Raw genomic sequence first — 20610 nt, forward strand, 5'->3', positions numbered from 1 at the left:
CATCATGCAAAAACTCCAAGGCAAGACCGCCCTCATCACCGGGGGCAACAGCGGCATCGGGCTGGCGACGGCAAAGCTCTTCCTGGAAAGCGGCGCGCGCGTGGCGATCACGGGCCGTGACCAGCAAGCCCTCGACGAGGCCACGAAGGCCTTGGGCCACGATGTGCTCGCGCTTCGCAGCGACGCTGCAAGCGTCACCGAGATCGAGGCCCTGATGTCCCAGATCAATCGGGCGTGGGGCCGCCTGGATGTGTTGTTCGTGAATGCCGCGATCGCAGGCCCCCTCCCCTTCGAGATGGTGACTGAATCACACTTCGACACCGTGATGTCCGTGAACCTGAAGGGCGCCTTCTTCGCGGTGCAAAAGGCACTGCCGCTGTTGGCGCCGGGCGCTTCGGTGATTCTCACCACATCCATCGCGAACCAGATCGGCGCCCCGAACTTCAGCGTCTATGCGGCCAGCAAGGCGGCATTGCGATCGCTGACCCAGACCCTGGCGCTGGAACTGGTCGGCAAGGGAGTCCGCGTGAACGCCGTCAGTCCCGGCCCCATCGCCACCCCGATCTGGGGCAAGTTCGGCCTCCCTGCGGATGTGGCGCTGGCTGCACAGCAGGAGGTGGCAAACAAGTCGCCGTCGAAGCGTTTCGGCCAACCCGAAGAGGTGGCCAAGGCTGCCCTGTTCCTCGCCTGCGAGGACTCGTCCTACATGGTGGGACAGGAAGTTGTCGTCGACGGCGGCATGAGCCTGCTCTGACGCATCGAAAGAAGCAGCATGCAAGACTCGGCAAAGCGGCAGACCATTTCGACCCGCATCTGGCAGGAAGAGGCTGAAGCGGACAACTCGTTCGCGACGCGTGCCGCCTACTGCCATGGCTACGACGTCTTCAGCGACATGCTGGGCCGGGCGCGCTGGGTCGACATGCTCTTTCTGTTGTTCCGGGGCGAGGCTCCCACGCCCGAGCAGGCCGCGCTGCTTGAAGCGCTGGCGGTGGCGCTGGCCAACCCCGGCCCGCGGGACCCTGCAGTGCATGCGGCGATGTGTGCAGGAACAAGTGGCGCCACGGCAGCGGCCAGCCTCATGGCCGCGCTGGCAGTCGGCGCCGGGCAGGTCACCGGTGCTCGCGAAGTCATGCTGGCGGTCAGGACGTGGGAAAGCTGCGGACGAGACCTCGACAGCTGGCGTCACCTGCTGCGCACGCCTGCACAGGACGTCGCGGGCATCTGGCCCGACAGCGAGCATCCTGCCGGATTCGATCTTCATGGCACGACGACCACTACGCCGGTGAGGCAGGCCTTGAGCTGCCTGGCGAGGCTGAGCCCTGGCCCGTGCCTTCGCTGGCTCGAAGAACACCGCGCCGCACTGGAAGACATGGCGACCATGCCCCTGGCCATGACCGGGGTGGCGGCGGCCGCTTTCGTCGACCTGGGCATGACTCACGCACAAGCGGAGATGCTGCACCTGCTCATGCGCCTTCCCGGTGCGGCCGCCCACGCGCTGGAGCAGCGGGAGAAGGGGCACCGGTCGTTCCCCTTCTTCGAACTCGATCTGCTGAACGATCCCGCCAGGGAGGCCGCATGAAGGGCCCAGCCTTGCTGCAGGCCGCCGCCGACAAGTTGTCGACGCGCATGGGACAGTGTTTCGTCGGCAGCCGCACCGTGTTCCGTGGCCGAGACCTGCATGCCGACCTGCGCGACATGGACTGGGTCGAGCTGTACATCTTCGCGATCACCGGCCGCGAGTTCTCCAGGAACCAGTTGCAGTTGCTGCACGCCATGTGGGTGTACACCAGCTACCCCGACGCGCGGCTGTGGAACAACCGCGTGGCAGCACTGGCTGGGAGCACGCGCAGCACGCCGGCACTTGGGATGTCCGCCGCGCTGGGCATGTCGGAAGCCGTGGTCTATGGCGGCCACCCCTGCGTCCGCGCCATTGATTTCCTTCTTTCAGCGCAAGGCGCGGTTGCTGCCGGCGCCACTGTCGACGACGTGGTTCGCGAGGAGTTGAAGCACCGGCGCATCTTCGGATATGGCCGGCCGATCAACTCTGTCGATGAGCGTCTGCCCTGGTTGATCGCACTGGCCAGGGATCTGGGCCTGGACCAGGGTCCTCATCTGGCACTGGCACTCGAGGTGGAGCGCGTGCTGGTGGGCATCGATGCCCGGCTGAAGATGAACTACGCCGCACTCACGGCCGCACTCGCCGCGGACCTGGGGCTGTCGGTGCGCGAGTTCCATCACTTCCAGGTGCCCATGCTGCTCGCCGGCATGACGCCATGCTTCATCGAAGCGAGCGAGCGACCCGCGGGAACGGTGTTCCCGCTGTCAAGCGATCACATCGCCTACGAGGGGCCGGCCCGGCGCCGCTGGCCGCAACGGTCCTAGAAGCGGTACGCCGCCTGCAGGTACAGCGAACGCCTGGGCATGGGCAAATCGTTCGGAATGGACGCCAGGGTAGGCTCACGCACGTCGGCGTTGAACAGGTTGCGAACGGAGCCCGCCAGCTCCCATGCGTGCTTGCCTCGGTTGCTGCGCAAGGTGAGATCCAGCGTCGTGTAGTCGGGAACATCCGGCCTGGTGTCACCGGCCGCCCGCTTGCGGTCGGCCACGTAATTCAGCTGGCCGCTCAACAGCCATCCGCTCGAGAACGTCCAGTCGCTTCGGGCATAGAGGTGGTGATGCGGTGCATAGCCTGGATCCAGACCCGTGGCCTTGTCGATGGATCGCTGATAGGCATAGTGGCCGGTGAGCCGCAGGCTGCGTCGCGCGTCCCACACCATCTCCAGTTCGGCACCGTGCCCGCGCTGGGCTCCGGCGTTCTGAAAGGTGGATCCCGGCGCCGGCGCGGGATTCGGCGTGGTGCGGATGATGTCTTCCATTTCGTACCGGAAGACGCTCATGTTGACCTGAAGGTCCTTGTTGGCCTGCCACTGCACCGCCGTCTCCAGCGTCTTGATGGTTTCCGGCATCACCGACGGATTGCCGCTGGCGACCGGGTTCACGCCATACTGCTCGTTGAATGACGGGGCTCTGAACGCCGAGCCGTAGAGCAGCTTGGCCGTCAGCTCAAGGCTCGCATCCCAGACCAAGGCAATGCGCGGGTTGGTGGTGCCGCCGAAATCGGAGTACTGGTCGCGGCGCACGCCGCCAGTCAAGGTCCAGTCCTTGGCAATGTTCCATTCATCCTGCACGTAGACATAGTTCACCTGGCGCCGATGAGGGGCAATGAACGAGTCATCCACGGGGAACTCGATCACCGCGCCACCAGGCGTGGGCACAGGCAAGCCGGTGGCCGGCCCGGACGTGATGAAGGTGAAATTCTTCAGTTCCTGCGTCCGGTACATGTCCAGGTCATCGTGGCCCACGCCAAGACGCAGGTTGTGGTCCGCGAAGCCGGTGAAATTGACGACGGCCGAGACCCGCACTTGCCGTTCCCACGTATTGGGCGACCCGAACATGCCCTCAGGAAAGCTGCCCCCGAATGCCCCCGGGGGAAAGAGCTGCACCGGCCCAGGCAGATGCTGGATGTACTGAAAGTAGCTGCCGGTGAGTGTCATCCGCCAGTCGTTGGCAAGCTCGACATCGCTCCAGGTCACGTCGCCATGAAGGCGTTCCGACCTGAGACGGCCCACCGGGTCCAGCGCACTGGCGATGCCAGGGCCTGTGCCCATGTCATCGCGCAGCTTGTAGCCAGCTCTCACACGCAACCGGCCATAAGCCGCATCGAGGCCGGCATCCAGTGAATCGACACCGGTGTTCACCGTTCCCGGTGCCAGGCTGGCGTGGGTCCCGAAGACCGCGTCGAGCCCGGTCTGCGCATCGGCCGTGATGGTCTCCTTGAAGCCTGCCGTCCGGCCGACACGCAGATAGCCCGCGACATCGAGAGGCCCAAGCTTGCCGCCGTGCTGAATCCAGCCGTCGCGCGTCTTGAAGGAACCTGCACGCACGCCGAACTCTGTTCCCGGCGTGTCGGACGCGCCCTTGGTGATGATGTTGATGACGCCGGCGAATGCGTCGGCGCCATACAGTGCCGAACCTGGCCCGCGGATGATCTCAATGCGAGCAATGTTCTCCAGTGGCAGGCCGCCCCAGATCACGCCCCGGTTGCCCACGAGCAGCGTCGTCATGGGCACGCCGTTTTGCAGGACGAGCGTCTGCGGATTGAGCTCGCTGTAGATGCCCCGGATGGTGTACAGCGGCGTGTACGCCTGCGCATTGCGCGCCACATGGACACCCGGCACGGTTTCCAGCACCTCGTCCAGGTCGGTCGCGCCCATGGCCGCGATGTCCTGTGCGGTGATCACGGTGGCCACCGCCGGCGCGCGCCGCAGGGACTGCCGGCTGCCGGTCGCGATGCTCACCGTGGACTTGTCGCCGTACAGCAGCGCAATGTCTTCTTCGTCTGCGCTGGCCGTCGTCTGTGCATGTACTGCGGAGCCCAGCAGGCACATTGCCGCGAGCGTCAGGCCATTTGAACGTTGCACGTGGCACACCTCTTGTGATGGTGTTTTGGAATGTCGTTGCCGCCGCACGATAAGCGCATCCCACTGCCCCGATCAGTAGAGATAACGCTGAGTACGGCGCGGTGCCTGTGCGTCCACCACAAGCGGGACGAATCGTAGTCCGCAAACCCGTGCCGATTCGACATTTCTTCGAAAAATGTCGCTTTTGGGATGACGCTGTCCGCCGCGCGCCACTGCATGATTCGCCCAAGGCCGCGCTCGACCGCGGCCCGTGATGAACCATGAGTCGGAAACCCTCCCCTGTTGCCTTGCTGCTGCAGCCCCTGGTGTTGCTGAACCGCCTGCTGACCAGCGACTTCAAGCTGCGCCGCCAGGGCGGACGCCTGCGCGTGGTCGTCGAGCAGCCGGCGCGATCGAGCCGGACGAATTCACAGCCCGCACCGGTGTCCCGCCCTGCACCGGCGGCCGACATCGAGCTGACCATGCAGATCGAGCTGCGCCACCTCCTCACCCAGCACAACGGGACGCGGCGGCTGATGCGGCACCTGGGCTACATCGAACGGGCCTTGCGCAAGGATGGCCCCGAAGCGCTGGACGGCATTCCGCTGGAGGTGCTCAGCAAGGGCTTCGCGCAGCTCAAGAGCATCGTGACGGACTGGAGCTGTCCGGGCCTGTCGGAGCTGCGCTCGCGGCTGTCCATCCTCATCGCAGCCAAGGAGGAAGAAGCCCGCAGCAAGCACGGCCACAGCCGGCTGTCGGACTTCTTCACCACCACGCGACTTCAAGTCTCGGAAGCCACGCCTTCGGACTTCGTCGAAGTCCAGAAGACCTGGTCGAAGTAGCCGCTTCGGTCAGGCTGCTGAATCGGCCTGGGCTTGCTGGTCTTGCAACATGCGCCACATGACCTTGCCCGAGCCCGACTTCGGCAGCGTCTCCACGAACTCCACGATCTTGGGCACCTTGTAGGCCGCCATGTGCTCGCGCGACCAGGCCATGATGTCTTCGGGTGTCGTCTTGCCCTTGGCCTCGGTGCGCAGCACCACCACCGCCTTCACCGTCTCGCCGCGGTAGGCATCCTTGGCGGAGATGATGCAGGCCTCCTGCACCGCCGGGTGCTTGTACAGCAGCAGCTCCACCTCGGCCGGCCACACCTTGAAGCCGCTGGCGTTGATCATGCGCTTCAGGCGGTCGGTGATGAAGAAGTAGCCGTCCTCGTCCATGCGGCCCAGGTCGCCGGTGCGGAAGAAGGTCTTGCCTTCGAACTCGACGAAGGCCGCCCGCGTCGCCTCGGGATGCCGCCAGTAGCCTTTGAACACCATCGGCCCATGGGTGATGATCTCGCCGATCTCGCCCGGCGGCAGTTCGGTCAGGGTGATCGGGTCCACCACGCGCGAGTCCACGCCGAAGATGGGCATGCCCAGGCATTGCAGCTTGGGTGATTCAGGCGGGTTCGCATGGCTGGGCGCGGCGGTCTCGGTGAGGCCGTAGCCTTCGGCGAAGAGCAGGCCGAATTCGTCCCGCAGGCGTTCGGCCACTGCATAGGGCATGGCCGCGCCGCCGCCGCTGAGGTAGCGCAGGCTCTTGAGGTTGAAGCTCGCGTAGTTGGGGCTGCCGAAGAGATCGATGATCATCGTCGGGATGCAGGTGAAGTGCGTGATCTGGAAGCGCGAGATCAGGCGCCCTGCCAGTTCGCGGTCCCAGCGCGGCATCAGCACCACCGTGCTGCCCGAGTAGGCGGGCGACAGCAGGCCGTACATCATTCCGGTGATGTGGAACATGGGCACCACGCCCAGGCTCACCGCCTCGGCCGCGGCATAGCCCCACAGGCCGCCGCCCACCACGTTGTGCATGAGCGTGCGGTGCGTGTGCATGCAGCCCTTGGGGTTGCCGGTGGTGCCCGAGGTGTAGGGCAGCAGTGCGAGGTCATCGGCCTGCGCGGTGTGCGGGCCGGGCCTCACGGCAGCGGCGATCACCTCGTTCCAGCGCGTGAAGCCAGCGGGCAGCGGCGGGTCGCTGCGCAACCAGGTGTCCATGGCTGGCGGCGGTGCGAGTTCGGGCTCGATGTCGCCTTCGGGCATGAGGTCGGTGTAGCGGGTGACGATCACGTCCTGGAGACGATCGGCCTCGGGCACCATCGCGTTGGCCGCTTCGACGATGCCCGCGAGATCGGCGCTGCAGATCGCGAAGCGCGCCTGTGCATCGGTGATGTAGTGCGTGAACTCGTCGGCGCGGTTCATCGGGTTCACCGGCACCACCACCGCATCGGCCCGCAGGATGCCGTAGTAGGCCAGCGCGTACTGCGGGCAGTTCTGCATGTACAGCAGCACGCGGTCGCCCTTCTTCACGCCGCGCTGCTGCAGCCAGCCCGCCACCGCCTCGGACTGGTCGCGCGCCTGCGAGAAGGTGAGCGGCCGGCCGAAGAACACGTACATCGGCTTGTGCGGATAGCGCCTTGCCGCGATGTTCAGGTTCTCCCACAGCGAGGTCTCGGGCACGACGACTTCGCGCGGCAGCCGCTTGGGCCAGTGCTTGAAATGGGGGCGATCCGCAGGAACCTTGGACAACGGTGTCTCCTTGACTGCAAACCCATCGATATATCGCAAGCATCGCGCGGATGCGTGCCGCCTGGGTGACGCTTCGGGCAGGGGCAAACCCGTAGGCGGACCGCTTACCCTCGTTTACGTGGGGTGGTGCCCGCATCGCCACAATGACCAGGCCCTGACAACAACACGAGGTGGAGCATGGCGACGTCGCACGGGTCCGTCCGGCAGGTGTTCCTGAGCGCGCTGATGAGCGCCTTCCTCAGCGCCTTCACGGCTTCGATGATGTCCGGCTGCGGAGGCAGCGACTCGTCTGCCCCCATGCCGCCCCCGCCCCCACCTCCTCCGCCACCGCCGCCTCCCCCCGGTTCGGACACGACGCCGCCCACCGCCGGCATCCTCTCGCCGTCGGACTTCGCCAGCGGGCTTACGGGCACCGTCACCATCTCGGGCACCGGCACGGACGACGTGGGCGTGACCTCGATGCAGTTCCAGGTGGACGGCGTCTCGCTGGGCACCGACAGCAGCTCGCCCTTCTCGATGACTTTCGATGCCAACGCCTATGCGCCGGGGCAGCACATCGTCAGCGTGCGTGCTGCTGACGCGGCGGCCAACCAGAGCGCGTGGAAGTCCATCACCGTGAAGACGGCAGGCACCAACGCCGTCGACGCCGGTTTCACCAAGGATGAAGCCTGGGTCACCGGCATGGCCTCGACCACCGCGATGGCGCAGGCGCCCGATGGCCGCATCTTCGTGGCGGAGCAGACCGGCAAGCTGCGTGTGATCAAGAACGGCGTGCTGCAGGCCACCGCTTTCCACACCTTCACGGTGGATTCGAACGGCGAGCGCGGCCTGCTGGGCGTCACGTTCCATCCCAACTTCAGCACCAACGGCTGGGTCTACGTCTACTACACGACACCTGAGAACGGCATCCACAACAGAATCAGCCGACTCACCGCCAGCGGCGACGTTTCAACAGGCGCGGAAGAGAAGCTGGTGGACCTGCCTGCCTTGTCGGCCACCAACCACAACGGCGGCGCCATCCACTTCGGCGGCGACGGCAAGCTCTACGCCGGCGTGGGCGAGAACGCCAACAGCGCCAACGCGCCGGACCTGAACACGCCGCTGGGCAAGCTGCTGCGGTTCAACGACGACGGCAGCATCCCCAGCGACAACCCCTTCTGCACGACGGCCGCCACGCTCAAGTGCGCCATCTGGGCCTATGGCCTGCGCAATCCGTTTACCTTCGCCGTGCAGCCGGGCACCGGCACCCTCTACATCAACGACGTGGGCCAGAGCACCTGGGAAGAGATCAACGTGGGCGGCAGCGGCCGCAACTACGGATGGCCATCGTCAGAAGGACCTGACAACGTCGTCAGCGGCATCACCGGCCCGCTGTTCACCTACAAGCATTCCGATGCGTCGCCGGCCGGCTCCGGGCCCGGCGGCTTCTTCACGGGATTTGCCATCGCGGGTGGAGCGTTCTATCCCAACGCCGGCCCCTTCCCGGCTTCGTACCGCGGCAACTACTTCTTTGCCGACTACGTGAGCAAGTGGGTCGGCCGGCTGGACCCGGCCAACAACAACGCCGCCTACGCCTTCGCCAAGCTCGCCGGCAGCCCGGTGGACATGCTGGCCGGCAACGACGGCGCGCTGTACGTGCTGATCCAGGGCGGGTCCGTCGCCCGCATCACCGCACCCTGATCAGGCCTTCGCCGGCGCCAGCGTCTTCGTGTAGAGCGTGGCGCCGGTCAGGTCCTTCAGCGCCACGGTCATCGCGCGCGTCTTCGCGTCGATGTCCACCTGTCCGAAGAACTGAAGGCCGGCGCTGGGCGGCGCGTTCTGCGCTTCGGGCGCCTTCACGTACATGAGCTGGGGGCCGAAGGTCTCGTCCGGCTTGTTGGGCCCGAAGCTGCCGGCGTTCAGCGGGCCGGACACGAATTCCCAGAACGGCAGGAAGTCGGTGAACTTCGCCTTGGCCGGGTCGTAGAAGTGGGCCGCGGTGTAGTGCACGTCGGCGGTGAGCCAGACCACGTTGTGGATCTTCGCGCGCTTGATCTCGCGCAGCAGACGCGCAATCTCCAGCTCGCGCCCCAGCGGCGCGCCGTTCTCGCCGTTGGCGATGGCTTCCCACTTGTCGCGGCCCTGCGCATCCTTGCCGTCGGGCACGCCCAGGCCGATGGGCATGTCCGCCGCGATCACCTTCCACGTGGCCTTGGAACGCTTGAGTCCGTCGAGCAGCCAGGCCACCTGAGGGCGGCCCATGAAGGCGCTCTCGGGCGTCTCCTCGGTCTGCAGGTTGGGGCCGTTGGGGCCGCGGTAGCTGCGCATGTCCACCACGAACACATCCAGCAGCGGGCCCTGCGGCAGATGGCGGAACACGCGCTCGCTCTCGGCGTCCGGGCCGCGGCGCAGCGGCGCGTAGTCTAGGAAGGCGCGTGTCGCGCGTGCCACCAGCAGCGGCACGTTCTTCTCGGTGTAGCGCGCGTCACCGCTCACGTCCTTGGAGTCCGACCAGTTGTTGGTGACCTCGTGGTCGTCCCACTGCCAGATCTGCGGCACCTCCGACGCCATGCGGCGGATGTTGGCGTCCATCATGTTGTAGCGGTAGCGGCCTCGGAATTCGTTGAGCGTCTCGGCAACCTTGCTCACTTCCTCGGTGACGAGGTTGTTCCACTTGGAGCCGTCGGCCAGCTTCACCTCGGCCTGGATGGGTCCGTCGGCATAGATGTTGTCGCCGCTGTGCAGGAAGAAGTCCGGCTGCAGGCTGCGGATCTGCTCGTAGATCTTCATGCCACCCCAGGCTTCGTTGATGCCGAAGCCCTGCCCCGCCGTGTCGCCGCCCCAGGTGAAGCGCACGTTGCGCAGCGGCTTCGCCTGTGAGGCCTGCGGCAGGCGCAGATGGCCGGCCATGGGCTCGGACAAGGTGCGCTCGTTGCGCAGGTCCTGCAGCAGCACGCGGTAGAAAACTTCCTGGCCCGCCGGCAGGCCGGTGAGGTCGATTCGGCCGGTGAAGTCACCGTCTTCCAGCAGATGCGGGCCGCGCACGCGGCTCACGTTGGCGAAGCTCGCGGTGGTGGACCACTCCACCCACATGCGCGCCGGGCGGTCGGACCGCGTCCAGACAATGGCGCTGTCGGCGGTGGCATCGCCCGACTGCACGCCCGACGGGAACTGCGGACGCATCGCGTCGCGGGTCACCACCGCGGGTGCCTGGGCCCAGGTGCGCAGGGGTGACATCGCACCAGCACCGGCAAACCACAAGCTGTTGCGAACGAAATCGCGGCGATCCATGGCGTGCGCCCCATCCTTGAGATGGCCGGCAGTGTGCGCAGCCGCCATGGCAGCTTCATGACGCCTGGTGCGGTAGGCGACAGCCCTACTTCCAGGCGCCGATCACCGCCCCCATCGCCGTGTACGACACCACCTGGTAGCCACTGTTGATCAGCCACAGCCTGAGCGAGCGCTGCTCGAAGAGGTAGATCACGGCCAGCGACATGGCCACCCAGCCGATGCCGGTGGCCGCGCCGGCAAAGACACCAAAACCCAGGCTCGCCTTCGCGCCGATGAAGGCTGCGAGGTTCAGCGCCATCACGATGCTGCAGATGAACGACAGGCCGAACACCTTCGCCATGTTGGCGCTTCGCGTCTGCGCTTCGTCCAGCCCGGCCTCGCGCATCCAGGACTGCGCGAAGAGGATCGGTGAATACCACAGCCCTCCGATGACGAAACTCAGCAGCGCCGCAGCGCCCACCGCCCCATAATTGATCTGAACCTGGTCCATCCATCTCTCCTCGTGGTGTGTGTGGAAACGAGCTTCCGGCAGCCATGCTGCAAGCCGGGTTCAGCACTCTCAAGGCAAAGCTGGCCGAAACCGGAAACCTGATTGCCGAACCTCGACGTGACGCCGCCGAAACCCGCTGCCGCCCAGCCCTTCGATGACCGCTTGCTGATGTGCGTGGGCGTGGTCGGCTTCGCCTGCACCATCCCGGCGCTGACAGGCCTGTACGGCAGCATCGCGATCTCCGAGCCCCGCTTCTGGCTGGGCTTCCTCGGGCACCTGGGCCTGGCGGCGGCCATCTGGCTGGGCAACCGCTGGCTGCTGTTCAAGCAGCGCGAGCATTTCGACTGGTTCGCCAACCCTTGGCGAAAGCTGGCCATGCTGGTCACGGCCAACGTGCTCTACACCGCGCCGCTCACCTTCGTGTGGCTGTGGGCGTGGTTCCACATCGCGCCCTTGCCGCTGGACACCACCAAGATCCTGGTGGTCACGCTGACCAACGTCATCTGCGTGATCTTCGTGACGCATGCCTACGAGACGGTTTTCCTCATCCGCGAGCGGGAGTCCGACCTTGTGCGCGTCGAAAAGCTCGAACGCAGCCGCGCCGAAGCAGAGCTGGCCGCGCTCAGGGCACAGATCGATCCGCACTTCCTCTTCAACAGCCTGAACACGCTCGGGCATCTCATCACCCATGACCCGCAGCGCGGCCGTGCCTTCTGCGACACGCTGGCCGAGGTCTACCGTTACGTGCTCGCCAGCCGCGACCGCGATGTCGTCCCGCTCAGGGACGAACTCGAGTTCGTGCGCCACTACCACCGGCTGCTGGCCTTGCGCTTCGGCCACGCCATTGCCGTGGACATCGACGATGCCTTGGCGCCCGCTCGCTTTGCCATCGCGCCGCTGGCGCTGCAGACCCTGGTGGAGAACGCGGTCAAGCACAACCAGCTGGGCGACGACTCGCCGCTGTCGGTGGCCCTCACGCTGGACGGCGACGCCGTGTGCGTGGCCAACCGCATGGCGCCGCGCAGCAGCGCGCGGCCCAGCTCCAGGCTGGGCCTGTCCAACCTCGACGAGCGCTGCCGCCTGCTGACGGGTCGCAGCCTGGCGGTGTCCAGCGACGGCCATCGTTTCGAAGTGCGCGTGCCGCTGGTGGTGCCAGCATGAGGCTGTTCATCGCCGACGATGAGGCGCCAGCGCGCGACAGGCTGATCGATGCGCTGGCCCGCGTAGCGCCGCATGCCCGGGTCGCAGGAGCGGCTTCGTCGGTTCGAGAAGCCCGTACATGGCTGCAGGCCAACGAGCCGCCCGACCTGATGCTGCTGGACATCCAACTGTCCGACGGCTTGTCGCTGGAGCTGTTTCGAGACGGCGTGCTGTCGTCCCCAGTGGTATTCACCACCGCCTACGACGAGTTCGTGATGCAGGCCTTCCAGGCCCAGGCGCTGGACTATCTGCTCAAGCCGGTGAACGAAGATCGCCTGGCGCAGGTGTTTGCCAAGCATGCACGGCTCAGGCAGCACTTCGCCGGCAATGTCGCCGCGCTGATGGCCGATCTGCAGAGTCCGCCGGCCACGAGGCGCCGTCGCATCGTGGGCCGCAAGGGCACGCAGTTCGTGGCAATTCCCGTCGAGCAGGTGGCCTACTTCGTCTCGCAGGACAAGCTGAGTTTCGTGGTCGCAATGGATGGCACGCGATGCCTCGTCGATTCACCGTTGGCCGACATCGAAGCGGGACTGGACCCGGCGGTGTTCTTCCGCTTGAATCGCCAGTACCTGGTGAGCGCCCAGTCGGTGGCCCGCTTCGGTGCTGCCGGCAAGGGCAGGCTCAGCGTGGAACTGGTGCCGCGCAGCGAAGATGAGGTCAGCGTGAGCCAGGAACGCGCATCGGCATTTCGCGACTGGCTGGCCCAGTAGGGCCACAGGCGCTCAGTCGCCGCCCTCGTTGCGCTTGCGGCGCTCGACGATGGCGCGGACCTTCTCGCACTGCGGATGGTTCTTGAAGCGGGGACGCTCGCAGACCTCTTCCATGCACACCGCGAGCGCCAGGAACACGCGGGAGCCGCAAGCCTCGCGCGGGCTGGCCGGCGCTTGCGGCGGCATCAGCACCACCGTGGGCTGCTTCTCGGTGTTGTTCTGCGGGGCATGGGCCGGCTCTTCGCGGGCCGGCACGGCATGGCGCTCGCCGGGGCGTGCATCCTCGTGGTGGGTCACAGAAGCGGGCTGGTCCGTGGGCTTGGCCGGCTTGTCCTTGCCCGGGGGCAGCTTGACCGACGCGGTCTGCTCATTGCCCATGACCGCCGATGCCGACGCCACGGGCCTGGCCGGCTTGGTGGCGGTCGATTCAGCCACCGTGGCGATCGGATTGTTGGTCGCAGCAGGCACGGCTGCCGGCGCCTGAACCGGGGCACTCGCGCTCGTGAGCGCCGCAGACGGATTCGGCAGGGCCGCGGGCTCGGCCATGGACGATGCAGCAGGCGCGGGGCCGGCGACCGCGGCAGAGGGCGCCCGTGCGCCCATCACCCAGGCCGCCACCGCGCCGACACCCACCAAGGCCGCAACCCCGGCCAGCGCCCAGACGCCACGCCTGGAGGCGGGCGCCTTCTCGACGGTCGCCCGCGGCGGCATGACGGTGGTGTCCCCATGCACGGAGTCTCGGGCCACAACGGGCGGCGGCGCCGTCTTGGGCCGCGGCTGCGCGGGCACTGGAACCTTGGGCGGCACCGTGGTGCGCTGCCCCACCGGCGGATAGGTCGGCTCCTCTGCGACGGCGGCGACCGGCGCGACGCGCGGCGGCGGATTCGTCATCGGCCGCGTGGCTTCCAGGTCGGTGGGCACGGCCGGCTGATGCTCGTAGGGCATGGTCGGCGCGAAGTTGGTTGTGTCTTCGCGCGGCGGCAGCTTCACCGTGCGCTCGGGCTGGGTCGTGCCCGGCCGGCCCTTCGGCGGCACGGCGGCTCGGCCTTCCAGCACCTCGCGCAAGGCGGCGATGTTCTGCGGCCGGTCGCCCGGACGGATGGCCAGCGCCCATTCGACCGCGGCCAGGAACGGCTCGGACATCGCCGGGTTCTCGTGCGCATGCAGCAGCGGCACATCGTCCTGCACCGCGCGGGCGGTGGCCGGCGGCGGCGGCGTGCCGCGCAGCAGGTAGTACACGACGGCACCCAGTGCGTACAGGTCGGTCCAGGGCCCCTGGCGCAGGGCCACGGCTTCGGCGTACTGCTCGATGGGCGCGTAGCTGGGCTTGAGGATGGCGGTGAAGGTCTGCGTGCGGTCGCCGATGGCGCGGCGCGCGGCGCCGAAGTCCAGCAGCACCGGCACTTCGCCCGGCGGCAGCAGGATGTTGTCCGGGGCGATGTCTCGGTGATAGACGTCCTCGCCGTGCAGGATCTCCAGCGCGTCCATCACCGGGTCGATGACGGAGCGGATCCACGCCTCCGAGGGCGGGATGCTCATCGAGCGGCGCACCTCGCGCAGGGTGCGGCCCTGCAGGTAGGGCATCACCATGTAGGCGGTGCCGTTCTCTTCCCAGAAGCGGTAGACCTTGACCAGCGACGGATGGTTGAAGCGCGCCAGCAGCCGCGCCTCGTTCACGAAGGACCGCAGGCCCAGCGCATAGGTTTCGCTGTGGGCACCGGAGCGGATGGACACCGCGTAGCCGCCCTTGCCGCGCCCGGCCAGCGAGCTGGGCATGTATTCCTTGAGCGCCACCTGGCGTTCCAGCGCGTGGTCCTGCGCCAGGTAGACGATGCCGAAACCGCCCACGCCCAGCACGCGCAGGATCTCCAGTTCGCCGAAACGGGTACCGGCCGGCAGGGCGTCATGCTCGTCCATGGAGGCGGTCGGCGGAGGATTGCTGGCCATATTGGAAACGGTTTTCCCCGGTCTCTGGCGCCGGTATCGAAAAGTAGCCTGGGAGCTTAACCGCTACAACGCCTGTTGCCGTGCGGCGGCACCCACTGCTTCAGGGGATGACCCCTGGCCTTAGTGACGGAATACCCAGCCGTTACGTCTGTTGCCCCAGTTGTTGCGTCACCTCGCCCTGCGCCCGCCGGGCGCGGCGCACCCAGCGCGCCAGCGCCGTGGCCAGGCGGTCGGGGTCGATGGGCTTGGACAGGAAGTCGTTCATGCCATGCCGCAGCGCCGCTTCGCGCTCGGAGACCAGCACGTCGGCGGTCAGCGCGATGATGGGCAGCACGGTGGCGCCGTACTGCCGGCGGATGGCGATGGCCGCGTCGATGCCGCCCAGCACCGGCATCTGCAGGTCCATGAGGATGGCGTCGAAGGCGCCGTTCTCCTGCTGCACCGCTTCGATGGCCTCGGCACCGTTGACCACCGTCGTCACGCTGGCACCCCACTGCTTGAGGATGGCCTCGGCCACCAGCGTGTTCACCACGTTGTCCTCGGCCAGCAGCACGCGGGCGCCACGCAAGGTCTCAAGCGCCGTGTCGCGGTTGTTCTGGCGCTCGCGCAGCGGGCCGGCGACTTCCAGCGGCAACTCCGCCCAGAAGCAGCTGCCCTCGCCCACGTGGCTTTCCAAGCCGACCTCGCCGCCCATCAGGTGGGCGAGCTGGCGGCAGATGTTCAGGCCCAGTCCCGTGCCGCCGTACTGGCGCGTGGTGGAGCTGTCGGCCTGCGAGAAGGGCTGGAACAGACGCGGCAGCAGGTGCGGCGGCACGCCCGGGCCGGTGTCCACCACTTCCAGGCGCACCATGCCGCTGGGCAGGCACAGCACGCGGATGCCGATCAGCCCCTTGGCGGTGAACTTCAGCGCGTTGTTGCAGAAGTTGGAGATGATCTGGCGCACCCGCACCGGGTCGCCGTTGACCCAGCGCGGCACGTCGTCGGCGATCTCCAGGCGGAAGGCCAGGCCCTTGGCCCGTGCCAGCTCGGCATAGGCGTTGCCCTGGGTGTTCAGCAGCGCATGCAGGTCGAACACCACATGCTCCAGCGTCAGGCGGCCGGCCTCGATCTTGGACAGGTCCAGGATGTCGGAGATGGTGCCCGCCAACGCCTCGGCGCTGTCCTGGATGCGCTCCAGGTATTCGCGCTGCCGCTGCGGCTCCAGGTCGGGCACCAGCGCCAGCCGCACCAGCCCCAGCAGGCCGTTCAGTGGCGTGCGGATCTCGTGGCTGGTGTTGGCCAGGAACTCGCTCTTGGCGCGGCTGGCCGCCTCGGCCTGGTCGCGCGCGGCGGCCAGCGCCTCCTGGGCGCGGCGGCGATCGCTCACGTCGTCGATGATCCAGATGGAGCCGCCGCTGATGGGCTCGTCCGGGTCGATGGCGTGCGCGCGGATGCTGGCCCAGAAGACCGTGCCGTCGCGCTTGCACATCTGGAATTCGCCCTCGAACGGCAAGTTGGCCGCCAGCAGCGGGCCGGCCTTGCGTCCGATCTGGGCGTAGGCCTCCTCGCTGGCCCACACCACCCGGCCCGGCTGCCCGCTGATGCCACCCACCGGCCAGCCGAACATCTCCTCGAAGCGCGGGTTGGCGTGCTGGAAGATGCGGTCGCGGGTGAAGGCGATGCCCACCATCGCGTTGTCCAGGATGGCCTCGTAGTGCAGGCGCCGCCGTTCGCGCGCGCTCATGTCACGCATGACGGTGACGAGATACGCCACGCCGTCCTGCTCGAACAGGGTGGCTGACAGCTGCAGCTTCAGGCGGGTGCCACCTCGGGCGACGAAGGTCACCGCGAAATCGTCCACCCGACCTTCGTTGCGCAGCCGCTGGATGTAGCGCTCGCGCACCCGCGGATCGGCCCACAGGCCCAGGTCCACGGCCCGCCGCCCCACCAGCTCTTCCGGCGAGAAGCCGGTGAGTTCGGCAAAGGCGGCATTCACCCGCATGACCAGCCCCGAGTCCACCTCGGTCAGGGTCATGGGCTCATTGCTCACCTCGAACAGGCGCGCCAGCACGGCCTCCGAATGGGGGACCGCCAGGTCGCTCAGCAAGGGAACGCGGGCGTTCATCGTGGGTGACATACAGCTTCGTGTCAGCCCGGATGTTCGGCAGTGTCGGCCTGTAACTGGAGAAAAGCTCAGCCAACTAAAACCGAAAAATTCGGGGTCGTTCCCGAATGCCGCGAAAATACGCCCCGGTTCCTCGTTTTCCCTCCCCTTCCCGACATGACCACCATCCTGCAGCACCTGCCCACCGGCCAGAAGGTCGGCATCGCCTTTTCCGGCGGCCTGGACACCTCCGCCGCGCTCCACTGGATGCGCCAGAAGGGCGCCGTGCCCTATGCCTACACCGCCAACCTGGGCCAGCCCGACGAGCCGGACTACGACGACATCCCCCGCCGCGCCATGCTCTACGGTGCGGAAAAGGCCCGGCTGATCGACTGCCGCGCCCAGTTGGCCGCCGAAGGCATTGCCGCCCTGCAGGCCGGCGCCTTCCACATCTCCACCGCAGGCGTCACCTACTTCAACACCACGCCGCTGGGCCGTGCCGTCACCGGCACCATGCTCGTGGCCGCCATGAAGGAAGACGGCGTGGACATCTGGGGCGACGGCTCCACCTTCAAGGGCAACGACATCGAGCGCTTCTACCGCTACGGCCTGCTCACCAACCCCAGCCTGCGCATCTACAAGCCCTGGCTGGACCAGCTCTTCATCGACGAGCTGGGCGGCCGCGCCGAGATGTCCGCCTTCATGACCAAGGCGGGCTTCGGCTACAAGATGTCCGCCGAAAAGGCCTACTCCACCGACAGCAACATGCTGGGTGCCACCCACGAGGCGAAGGACCTGGAGCACCTCAACAGCGGCATCATGATCGTGCAGCCCATCATGGGCGTGGCCTTCTGGAAGGACGAGGTCGAGGTCAAGCGCGAGACGGTGACGGTGCGCTTCGAGGAAGGCCAGCCCGTGGCCCTGAACGGCCGCGAATTCACCGACCCGGTCGAGCTGATCCTCGAAGCCAACCGCATCGGCGGCCGCCATGGCCTGGGCATGAGCGACCAGATCGAGAACCGCATCATCGAGGCCAAGAGCCGCGGCATCTACGAGGCCCCGGGCCTGGCGCTGCTGTTCATCGCCTACGAGCGGCTCATCACCGGCATCCACAACGAAGACACCATCGAGCAGTACCGCGACAACGGCCGCCGCCTGGGCCGCCTGCTGTACCAGGGCCGCTGGTTCGACCCGCAGGCCATCATGCTGCGCGAGACGGCGCAGCGCTGGGTGGCGCGTGCCGTGACCGGCGAGGTGACCATCGAGCTGCGCCGCGGCAACGACTACTCGCTGATGAACACCGAGTCGCCCAACCTGAGCTACAAGCCCGAGCGCCTGACCATGGAAAAGGGTGCCTCGGCCTTCTCGCCGGCCGACCGCATCGGCCAGCTCACCATGCGCAACCTCGACATCGAGGACACCCGCGCCAAGCTGTCCACCTACACCAAGGCCGGCCTGCTGGCGTCCACGGGCACGGACCTGCCCCGCATCAAGAACGACAAGTGAACCCCATGAGCAAAGACAAGATCCAGGCGACCGTGACGACGCGCGCCAACGTGTACTTCGACGGCAAGTGCGTGTCGCACACCATCGAGCTGGCCGACGGCACGCGCAAGAGCGTGGGGGTGATCCTTCCTTCGTCGCTGACCTTCAACACCGGCGCGCCGGAGGTGATGGAGCTGGTGGAAGGCGAATGCCGCGTGAAGCTGGCCGGTGCCGAGGGCTGGACCACCTACGCCGGCGGCCAATCATTCGACGTGCCGGGCAACTCGTCCTTCGAGATCGCGGTGGACAAGCCGCTGCACTACATCTGCCACTTCGGCTGATGTCAGCGGCTGACCTCAGGCCGCCACAGACTCTCCGCGCAACCTGAAGGCCCGCACCGCCTGGGCCAGGCGGCTGGCCTGGTCCTTCAGGCTTTCTGTGGCCGCGGCGCTCTGCTCCACCAGCGCCGCGTTCTGCTGCGTCATCTGGTCGAGCTGGTGAACCTCGCCGCTCACGTGGCCGATGCCGTTGCTCTGCTCGCTGGTGGAGGCAGAGATCTCCGACATGATGTCCGTCACGCGCTGGATCGACGCGACGATCTCGCGCATGGTGGAGCCCGCATCGGTCACCAGCCTGGCGCCTGAATCGACCCGCTCGCCGGAGGCGCTGATCAGCGCCTTGATTTCCTTGGCCGCTTCGGCGCTGCGCTGGGCCAGCGAGCGCACCTCGCCGGCCACGACCGCGAAGCCGCGGCCTTGCTCGCCGGCGCGTGCCGCTTCCACCGCCGCATTCAGCGCGAGGATGTTGGTCTGGAAGGCAATGCCGTCGATCACGCCGATGATGTCGGCGATCTTCTTCGAGCTCGCCGAGATGTCGGCCATGGTGGTCACCACCTGCTCCACCACCACGCCGCCGCGGGCGGCGATCTCCGAGGCGGAGGTGGCGAGCTGATCGGCCTGCCGCGCCGAATCGGCGTTGTGGCGCACCGTGCCGGTGAGCTGCTCCATGCTGGAAGCGGTCTTCTGCAGACTGGCGGCCTGCTGCTCCGTGCGGTGGCTCAGGTCATGGTTGCCCGTGGCGATCTCGGTGGACGCGGTGGAGATGGACTCCGCCGAGTTGCGGATGTCACCCACCAGGTTGCGCAGGCGGTCCTGCATGCCCGACACCGCGGCCAGCAGGCGGCCGAGTTCGTCGCCGCGGCTCGCATCCACCGGGGTGGACAGGTCGCCCTGGGCGATGCGCTCGGTCACGTGGATGGCCTCGGACACCGGCTTGAGCACGCTGCGGCTCAGCCGCCATGCAAGCAAGCCGCCCAGTGCCAGGGCGAATGCCCCCACGGCCACCAGCACGATGCTGGAAATCGACTCGGTCTTGCGCGCCTCGGCATAGGCCGATGCATTGAGCTGCGCCTGCAGCGTGATCAGTTGCCCCACCAGGGTACGCCACTCATGCTCCACCGGCCGCACCTCGCGCATCAGCACGATGGTGGCTTCGGGCGTGGCGCCATCGGCACCCAGCTTGGCGGCCTTGGCGATCAGCGGCAGCGTGGTGGCGCGCACCGCCTCGATCTTCTTGAACAGCTCGCGTTCCATGGCGCTGCCGCTCTGATTCAGAAGCTGCGCCAGCTCCTTTTCGGTGCGCACATAGGATTCGGTGGCCTGCTCCAGCAGCTTGACCTGCTTGTCCACTTCCTTGACCTCGGTCAGCAGCGTGAGCGTGCGCAACGTGATCGCCATGTCGTTGACCTGGTCGATCATCGTGTTGGCCAGCGCCATCTGCCGGTTGTTGATCTCGACGATGCCCTTCATGTGGCCGGAGATCGTCGACATGAGCACCTGGCTCACGCCACCCACGAGGATGAGCAGGGCAAGGATGGCCGCGAAGCTGAAGCCAAAACGCTTGCCCAGCGACATCGATGCGCCACCGGTGGAAAGGAACGGAATCTTCATGGGCAGGCCCCCAAAGGCAGCGGAACAAGGAAATGCGTAGAACTTCACGCGCGTCTCGATGGTTATCGGCGCCGCATCGCACTGCTGAAGGGGTTCGATCCACCGCATGTCGTGCAAACCCGCACTTGATGCCGGACATTCCTCCGTCCGTCGCATCCCGGTTTGATTCACCCGTGCCGCGGCCTAGAGTTCATCCAACGCAAACATTCGCGTTGACCACCCAGGAGCCATCATGTTTGACCGTGTCTTTTCCGCCGCCCTTGCCTTCTGCGTGCTCGCAGCCGGTACGCTGGCCGTGGGATCGGCCCTGTTCGAGCAACCCAAGGCCGAAGCCCAAGTCGTCTACCTGCCCAAGGTGGAAGTGAACGGCAAACGCGCCGTCCAGGTCGCGATGTCTGAAACCACGCCCCAGCACCAGCAATAAGCACCAGCCGGCCGCAGGCCCAGGCGCC

The 20610-nt window shown here is 67.0% G+C and carries 17 protein-coding genes; 10 read left to right on the plus strand and 7 right to left on the minus strand.

All coding sequences use genetic code 11. The annotated features are described in order from the left end of the window. The first annotated feature begins 4 nt into the window (after positions 1-4). The 3 genes from DZC73_RS08050 to DZC73_RS08060 are packed head-to-tail and all read left to right on the plus strand — an operon-like array spanning position 5 to position 2382. A complete protein-coding gene (locus DZC73_RS08050) occupies positions 5-754 on the plus strand; it encodes an SDR family oxidoreductase (protein ID WP_124539723.1) in 750 nt (249 codons plus the stop codon). Between the two features lie 18 nt (positions 755-772). Next, positions 773-1579 carry a citrate synthase family protein gene (locus DZC73_RS08055; protein ID WP_124539724.1) on the plus strand — a complete coding sequence of 269 codons (807 nt, stop codon included), beginning with the start codon at positions 773-775 and terminating at the stop codon, positions 1577-1579. After that, complete coding sequence (locus DZC73_RS08060) at positions 1576-2382, plus strand: citrate/2-methylcitrate synthase (RefSeq protein ID WP_124539725.1); 807 nt, start codon at positions 1576-1578, stop codon at positions 2380-2382. The genes DZC73_RS08055 and DZC73_RS08060 overlap by 4 nt, the downstream gene beginning before the upstream one ends. Here DZC73_RS08060 and DZC73_RS08065 read toward each other — a convergent pair. Continuing rightward, on the minus strand, positions 2379-4481 hold the full coding sequence (locus tag DZC73_RS08065) for a TonB-dependent receptor plug domain-containing protein (RefSeq protein WP_235835038.1): 2103 nt from the start codon (positions 4479-4481) through the stop codon (positions 2379-2381). The two genes, DZC73_RS08060 and DZC73_RS08065, sit on opposite strands and share 4 nt — an antisense overlap. Positions 4482-4741: 260 nt before the next feature. Between DZC73_RS08065 and DZC73_RS08070 the strand changes: the two genes are divergently transcribed. Further along, positions 4742-5302 (plus strand): hypothetical protein, encoded by a 561-nt coding sequence (locus DZC73_RS08070; protein WP_124539726.1) that lies wholly within the window; start codon positions 4742-4744, stop codon positions 5300-5302. Between the two features lie 9 nt (positions 5303-5311). On the opposite strand, the gene DZC73_RS08075 is transcribed toward DZC73_RS08070, so the two are convergent. Continuing rightward, positions 5312-7024, minus strand: coding sequence for a long-chain fatty acid--CoA ligase (locus DZC73_RS08075; RefSeq protein ID WP_124539727.1), 1713 nt, complete (start codon positions 7022-7024; stop codon positions 5312-5314). Positions 7025-7201: 177 nt separating this feature from the next. Here DZC73_RS08075 and DZC73_RS29640 point away from each other — a divergent pair, with 177 nt between their 5' ends. Continuing rightward, on the plus strand, positions 7202-8704 hold the full coding sequence (locus DZC73_RS29640; protein ID WP_161974496.1) for a PQQ-dependent sugar dehydrogenase: 1503 nt from the start codon (positions 7202-7204) through the stop codon (positions 8702-8704). On the opposite strand, the gene DZC73_RS08085 is transcribed toward DZC73_RS29640, so the two are convergent. Both DZC73_RS08085 and DZC73_RS08090 read right to left on the minus strand, forming a co-directional pair. Then, positions 8705-10294, minus strand: a complete 1590-nt coding sequence (locus DZC73_RS08085; protein ID WP_124539728.1) for an alkaline phosphatase D family protein — start codon at positions 10292-10294, stop codon at positions 8705-8707. 85 nt (positions 10295-10379) lie between these two features. Continuing rightward, the gene (locus tag DZC73_RS08090) at positions 10380-10784 is read right to left on the minus strand and encodes a DUF1761 domain-containing protein (RefSeq protein ID WP_124539729.1); all 405 of its coding nucleotides are present in this window, start codon (positions 10782-10784) and stop codon (positions 10380-10382) included. Positions 10785-10886: 102 nt separating this feature from the next. Between DZC73_RS08090 and DZC73_RS08095 the strand changes: the two genes are divergently transcribed. Together DZC73_RS08095 and DZC73_RS08100 are read left to right on the plus strand one after the other, a co-directional pair. Further along, positions 10887-11945, plus strand: coding sequence for a sensor histidine kinase (locus DZC73_RS08095; protein ID WP_124539730.1), 1059 nt, complete (start codon positions 10887-10889; stop codon positions 11943-11945). Further along, on the plus strand, positions 11942-12694 hold the full coding sequence (locus DZC73_RS08100; protein WP_124539731.1) for a LytR/AlgR family response regulator transcription factor: 753 nt from the start codon (positions 11942-11944) through the stop codon (positions 12692-12694). The genes DZC73_RS08095 and DZC73_RS08100 overlap by 4 nt, the downstream gene beginning before the upstream one ends. Positions 12695-12706: 12 nt before the next feature. Here DZC73_RS08100 and DZC73_RS29965 read toward each other — a convergent pair whose 3' ends face one another. Next, positions 12707-14641: a serine/threonine protein kinase gene (locus tag DZC73_RS29965; RefSeq protein WP_198414804.1), complete on the minus strand. Its 1935-nt coding sequence runs from the start codon at positions 14639-14641 to the stop codon at positions 12707-12709. A 142-nt stretch (positions 14642-14783) separates the two neighbouring features. Next, positions 14784-16757, minus strand: a complete 1974-nt coding sequence (locus tag DZC73_RS08110; protein WP_124539732.1) for a PAS domain-containing hybrid sensor histidine kinase/response regulator — start codon at positions 16755-16757, stop codon at positions 14784-14786. A 144-nt stretch (positions 16758-16901) separates the two neighbouring features. Between DZC73_RS08110 and argG the strand changes: the two genes are divergently transcribed. Then, positions 16902-18230 carry an argininosuccinate synthase gene (gene argG, locus DZC73_RS08115; protein WP_124539733.1) on the plus strand — a complete coding sequence of 443 codons (1329 nt, stop codon included), beginning with the start codon at positions 16902-16904 and terminating at the stop codon, positions 18228-18230. Positions 18231-18235: 5 nt separating this feature from the next. Beyond that, complete coding sequence (gene ppnP, locus DZC73_RS08120; protein WP_124539734.1) at positions 18236-18550, plus strand: pyrimidine/purine nucleoside phosphorylase; 315 nt, start codon at positions 18236-18238, stop codon at positions 18548-18550. Between the two features lie 15 nt (positions 18551-18565). On the opposite strand, the gene DZC73_RS30570 is transcribed toward ppnP, so the two are convergent. Beyond that, complete coding sequence (locus tag DZC73_RS30570; protein ID WP_124539735.1) at positions 18566-20158, minus strand: methyl-accepting chemotaxis protein; 1593 nt, start codon at positions 20156-20158, stop codon at positions 18566-18568. A gap of 232 nt (positions 20159-20390) precedes the next feature. Here DZC73_RS30570 and DZC73_RS08130 point away from each other — a divergent pair, with 232 nt between their 5' ends. Further along, positions 20391-20582 (plus strand): hypothetical protein, encoded by a 192-nt coding sequence (locus DZC73_RS08130; protein ID WP_124539736.1) that lies wholly within the window; start codon positions 20391-20393, stop codon positions 20580-20582. Positions 20583-20610: the final 28 nt, after the last annotated feature.

It is taken from the genome of Rhizobacter terrae (genome assembly GCF_003852895.1).
GTDB lineage: Bacteria > Pseudomonadota > Gammaproteobacteria > Burkholderiales > Burkholderiaceae_C > Albitalea > Albitalea terrae.

What these genes read in the sequence shown, in the direction of transcription:
- DZC73_RS08050 (WP_124539723.1), top strand. Translation starts at nt 5, where the DNA reads ATGCAAAAACTCCAAGGCAAGACCGCCCTCATCACCGGGGGCAACAGC.
- DZC73_RS08055 (WP_124539724.1), top strand. Translation starts at nt 773, where the DNA reads ATGCAAGACTCGGCAAAGCGGCAGACCATTTCGACCCGCATCTGGCAG.
- DZC73_RS08060 (WP_124539725.1), top strand. Translation starts at nt 1,576, where the DNA reads ATGAAGGGCCCAGCCTTGCTGCAGGCCGCCGCCGACAAGTTGTCGACG.
- DZC73_RS08070 (WP_124539726.1), top strand. Translation starts at nt 4,742, where the DNA reads ATGAGTCGGAAACCCTCCCCTGTTGCCTTGCTGCTGCAGCCCCTGGTG.
- DZC73_RS29640 (WP_161974496.1), top strand. Translation starts at nt 7,202, where the DNA reads ATGGCGACGTCGCACGGGTCCGTCCGGCAGGTGTTCCTGAGCGCGCTG.
- DZC73_RS08085 (WP_124539728.1), bottom strand. Translation starts at nt 10,294, where the DNA reads ATGGATCGCCGCGATTTCGTTCGCAACAGCTTGTGGTTTGCCGGTGCT.
- DZC73_RS08090 (WP_124539729.1), bottom strand. Translation starts at nt 10,784, where the DNA reads ATGGACCAGGTTCAGATCAATTATGGGGCGGTGGGCGCTGCGGCGCTG.
- DZC73_RS08100 (WP_124539731.1), top strand. Translation starts at nt 11,942, where the DNA reads ATGAGGCTGTTCATCGCCGACGATGAGGCGCCAGCGCGCGACAGGCTG.
- DZC73_RS29965 (WP_198414804.1), bottom strand. Translation starts at nt 14,641, where the DNA reads ATGGCCAGCAATCCTCCGCCGACCGCCTCCATGGACGAGCATGACGCC.
- DZC73_RS08110 (WP_124539732.1), bottom strand. Translation starts at nt 16,757, where the DNA reads ATGTCACCCACGATGAACGCCCGCGTTCCCTTGCTGAGCGACCTGGCG.
- argG (WP_124539733.1), top strand. Translation starts at nt 16,902, where the DNA reads ATGACCACCATCCTGCAGCACCTGCCCACCGGCCAGAAGGTCGGCATC.
- ppnP (WP_124539734.1), top strand. Translation starts at nt 18,236, where the DNA reads ATGAGCAAAGACAAGATCCAGGCGACCGTGACGACGCGCGCCAACGTG.
- DZC73_RS30570 (WP_124539735.1), bottom strand. Translation starts at nt 20,158, where the DNA reads ATGAAGATTCCGTTCCTTTCCACCGGTGGCGCATCGATGTCGCTGGGC.
- DZC73_RS08130 (WP_124539736.1), top strand. Translation starts at nt 20,391, where the DNA reads ATGTTTGACCGTGTCTTTTCCGCCGCCCTTGCCTTCTGCGTGCTCGCA.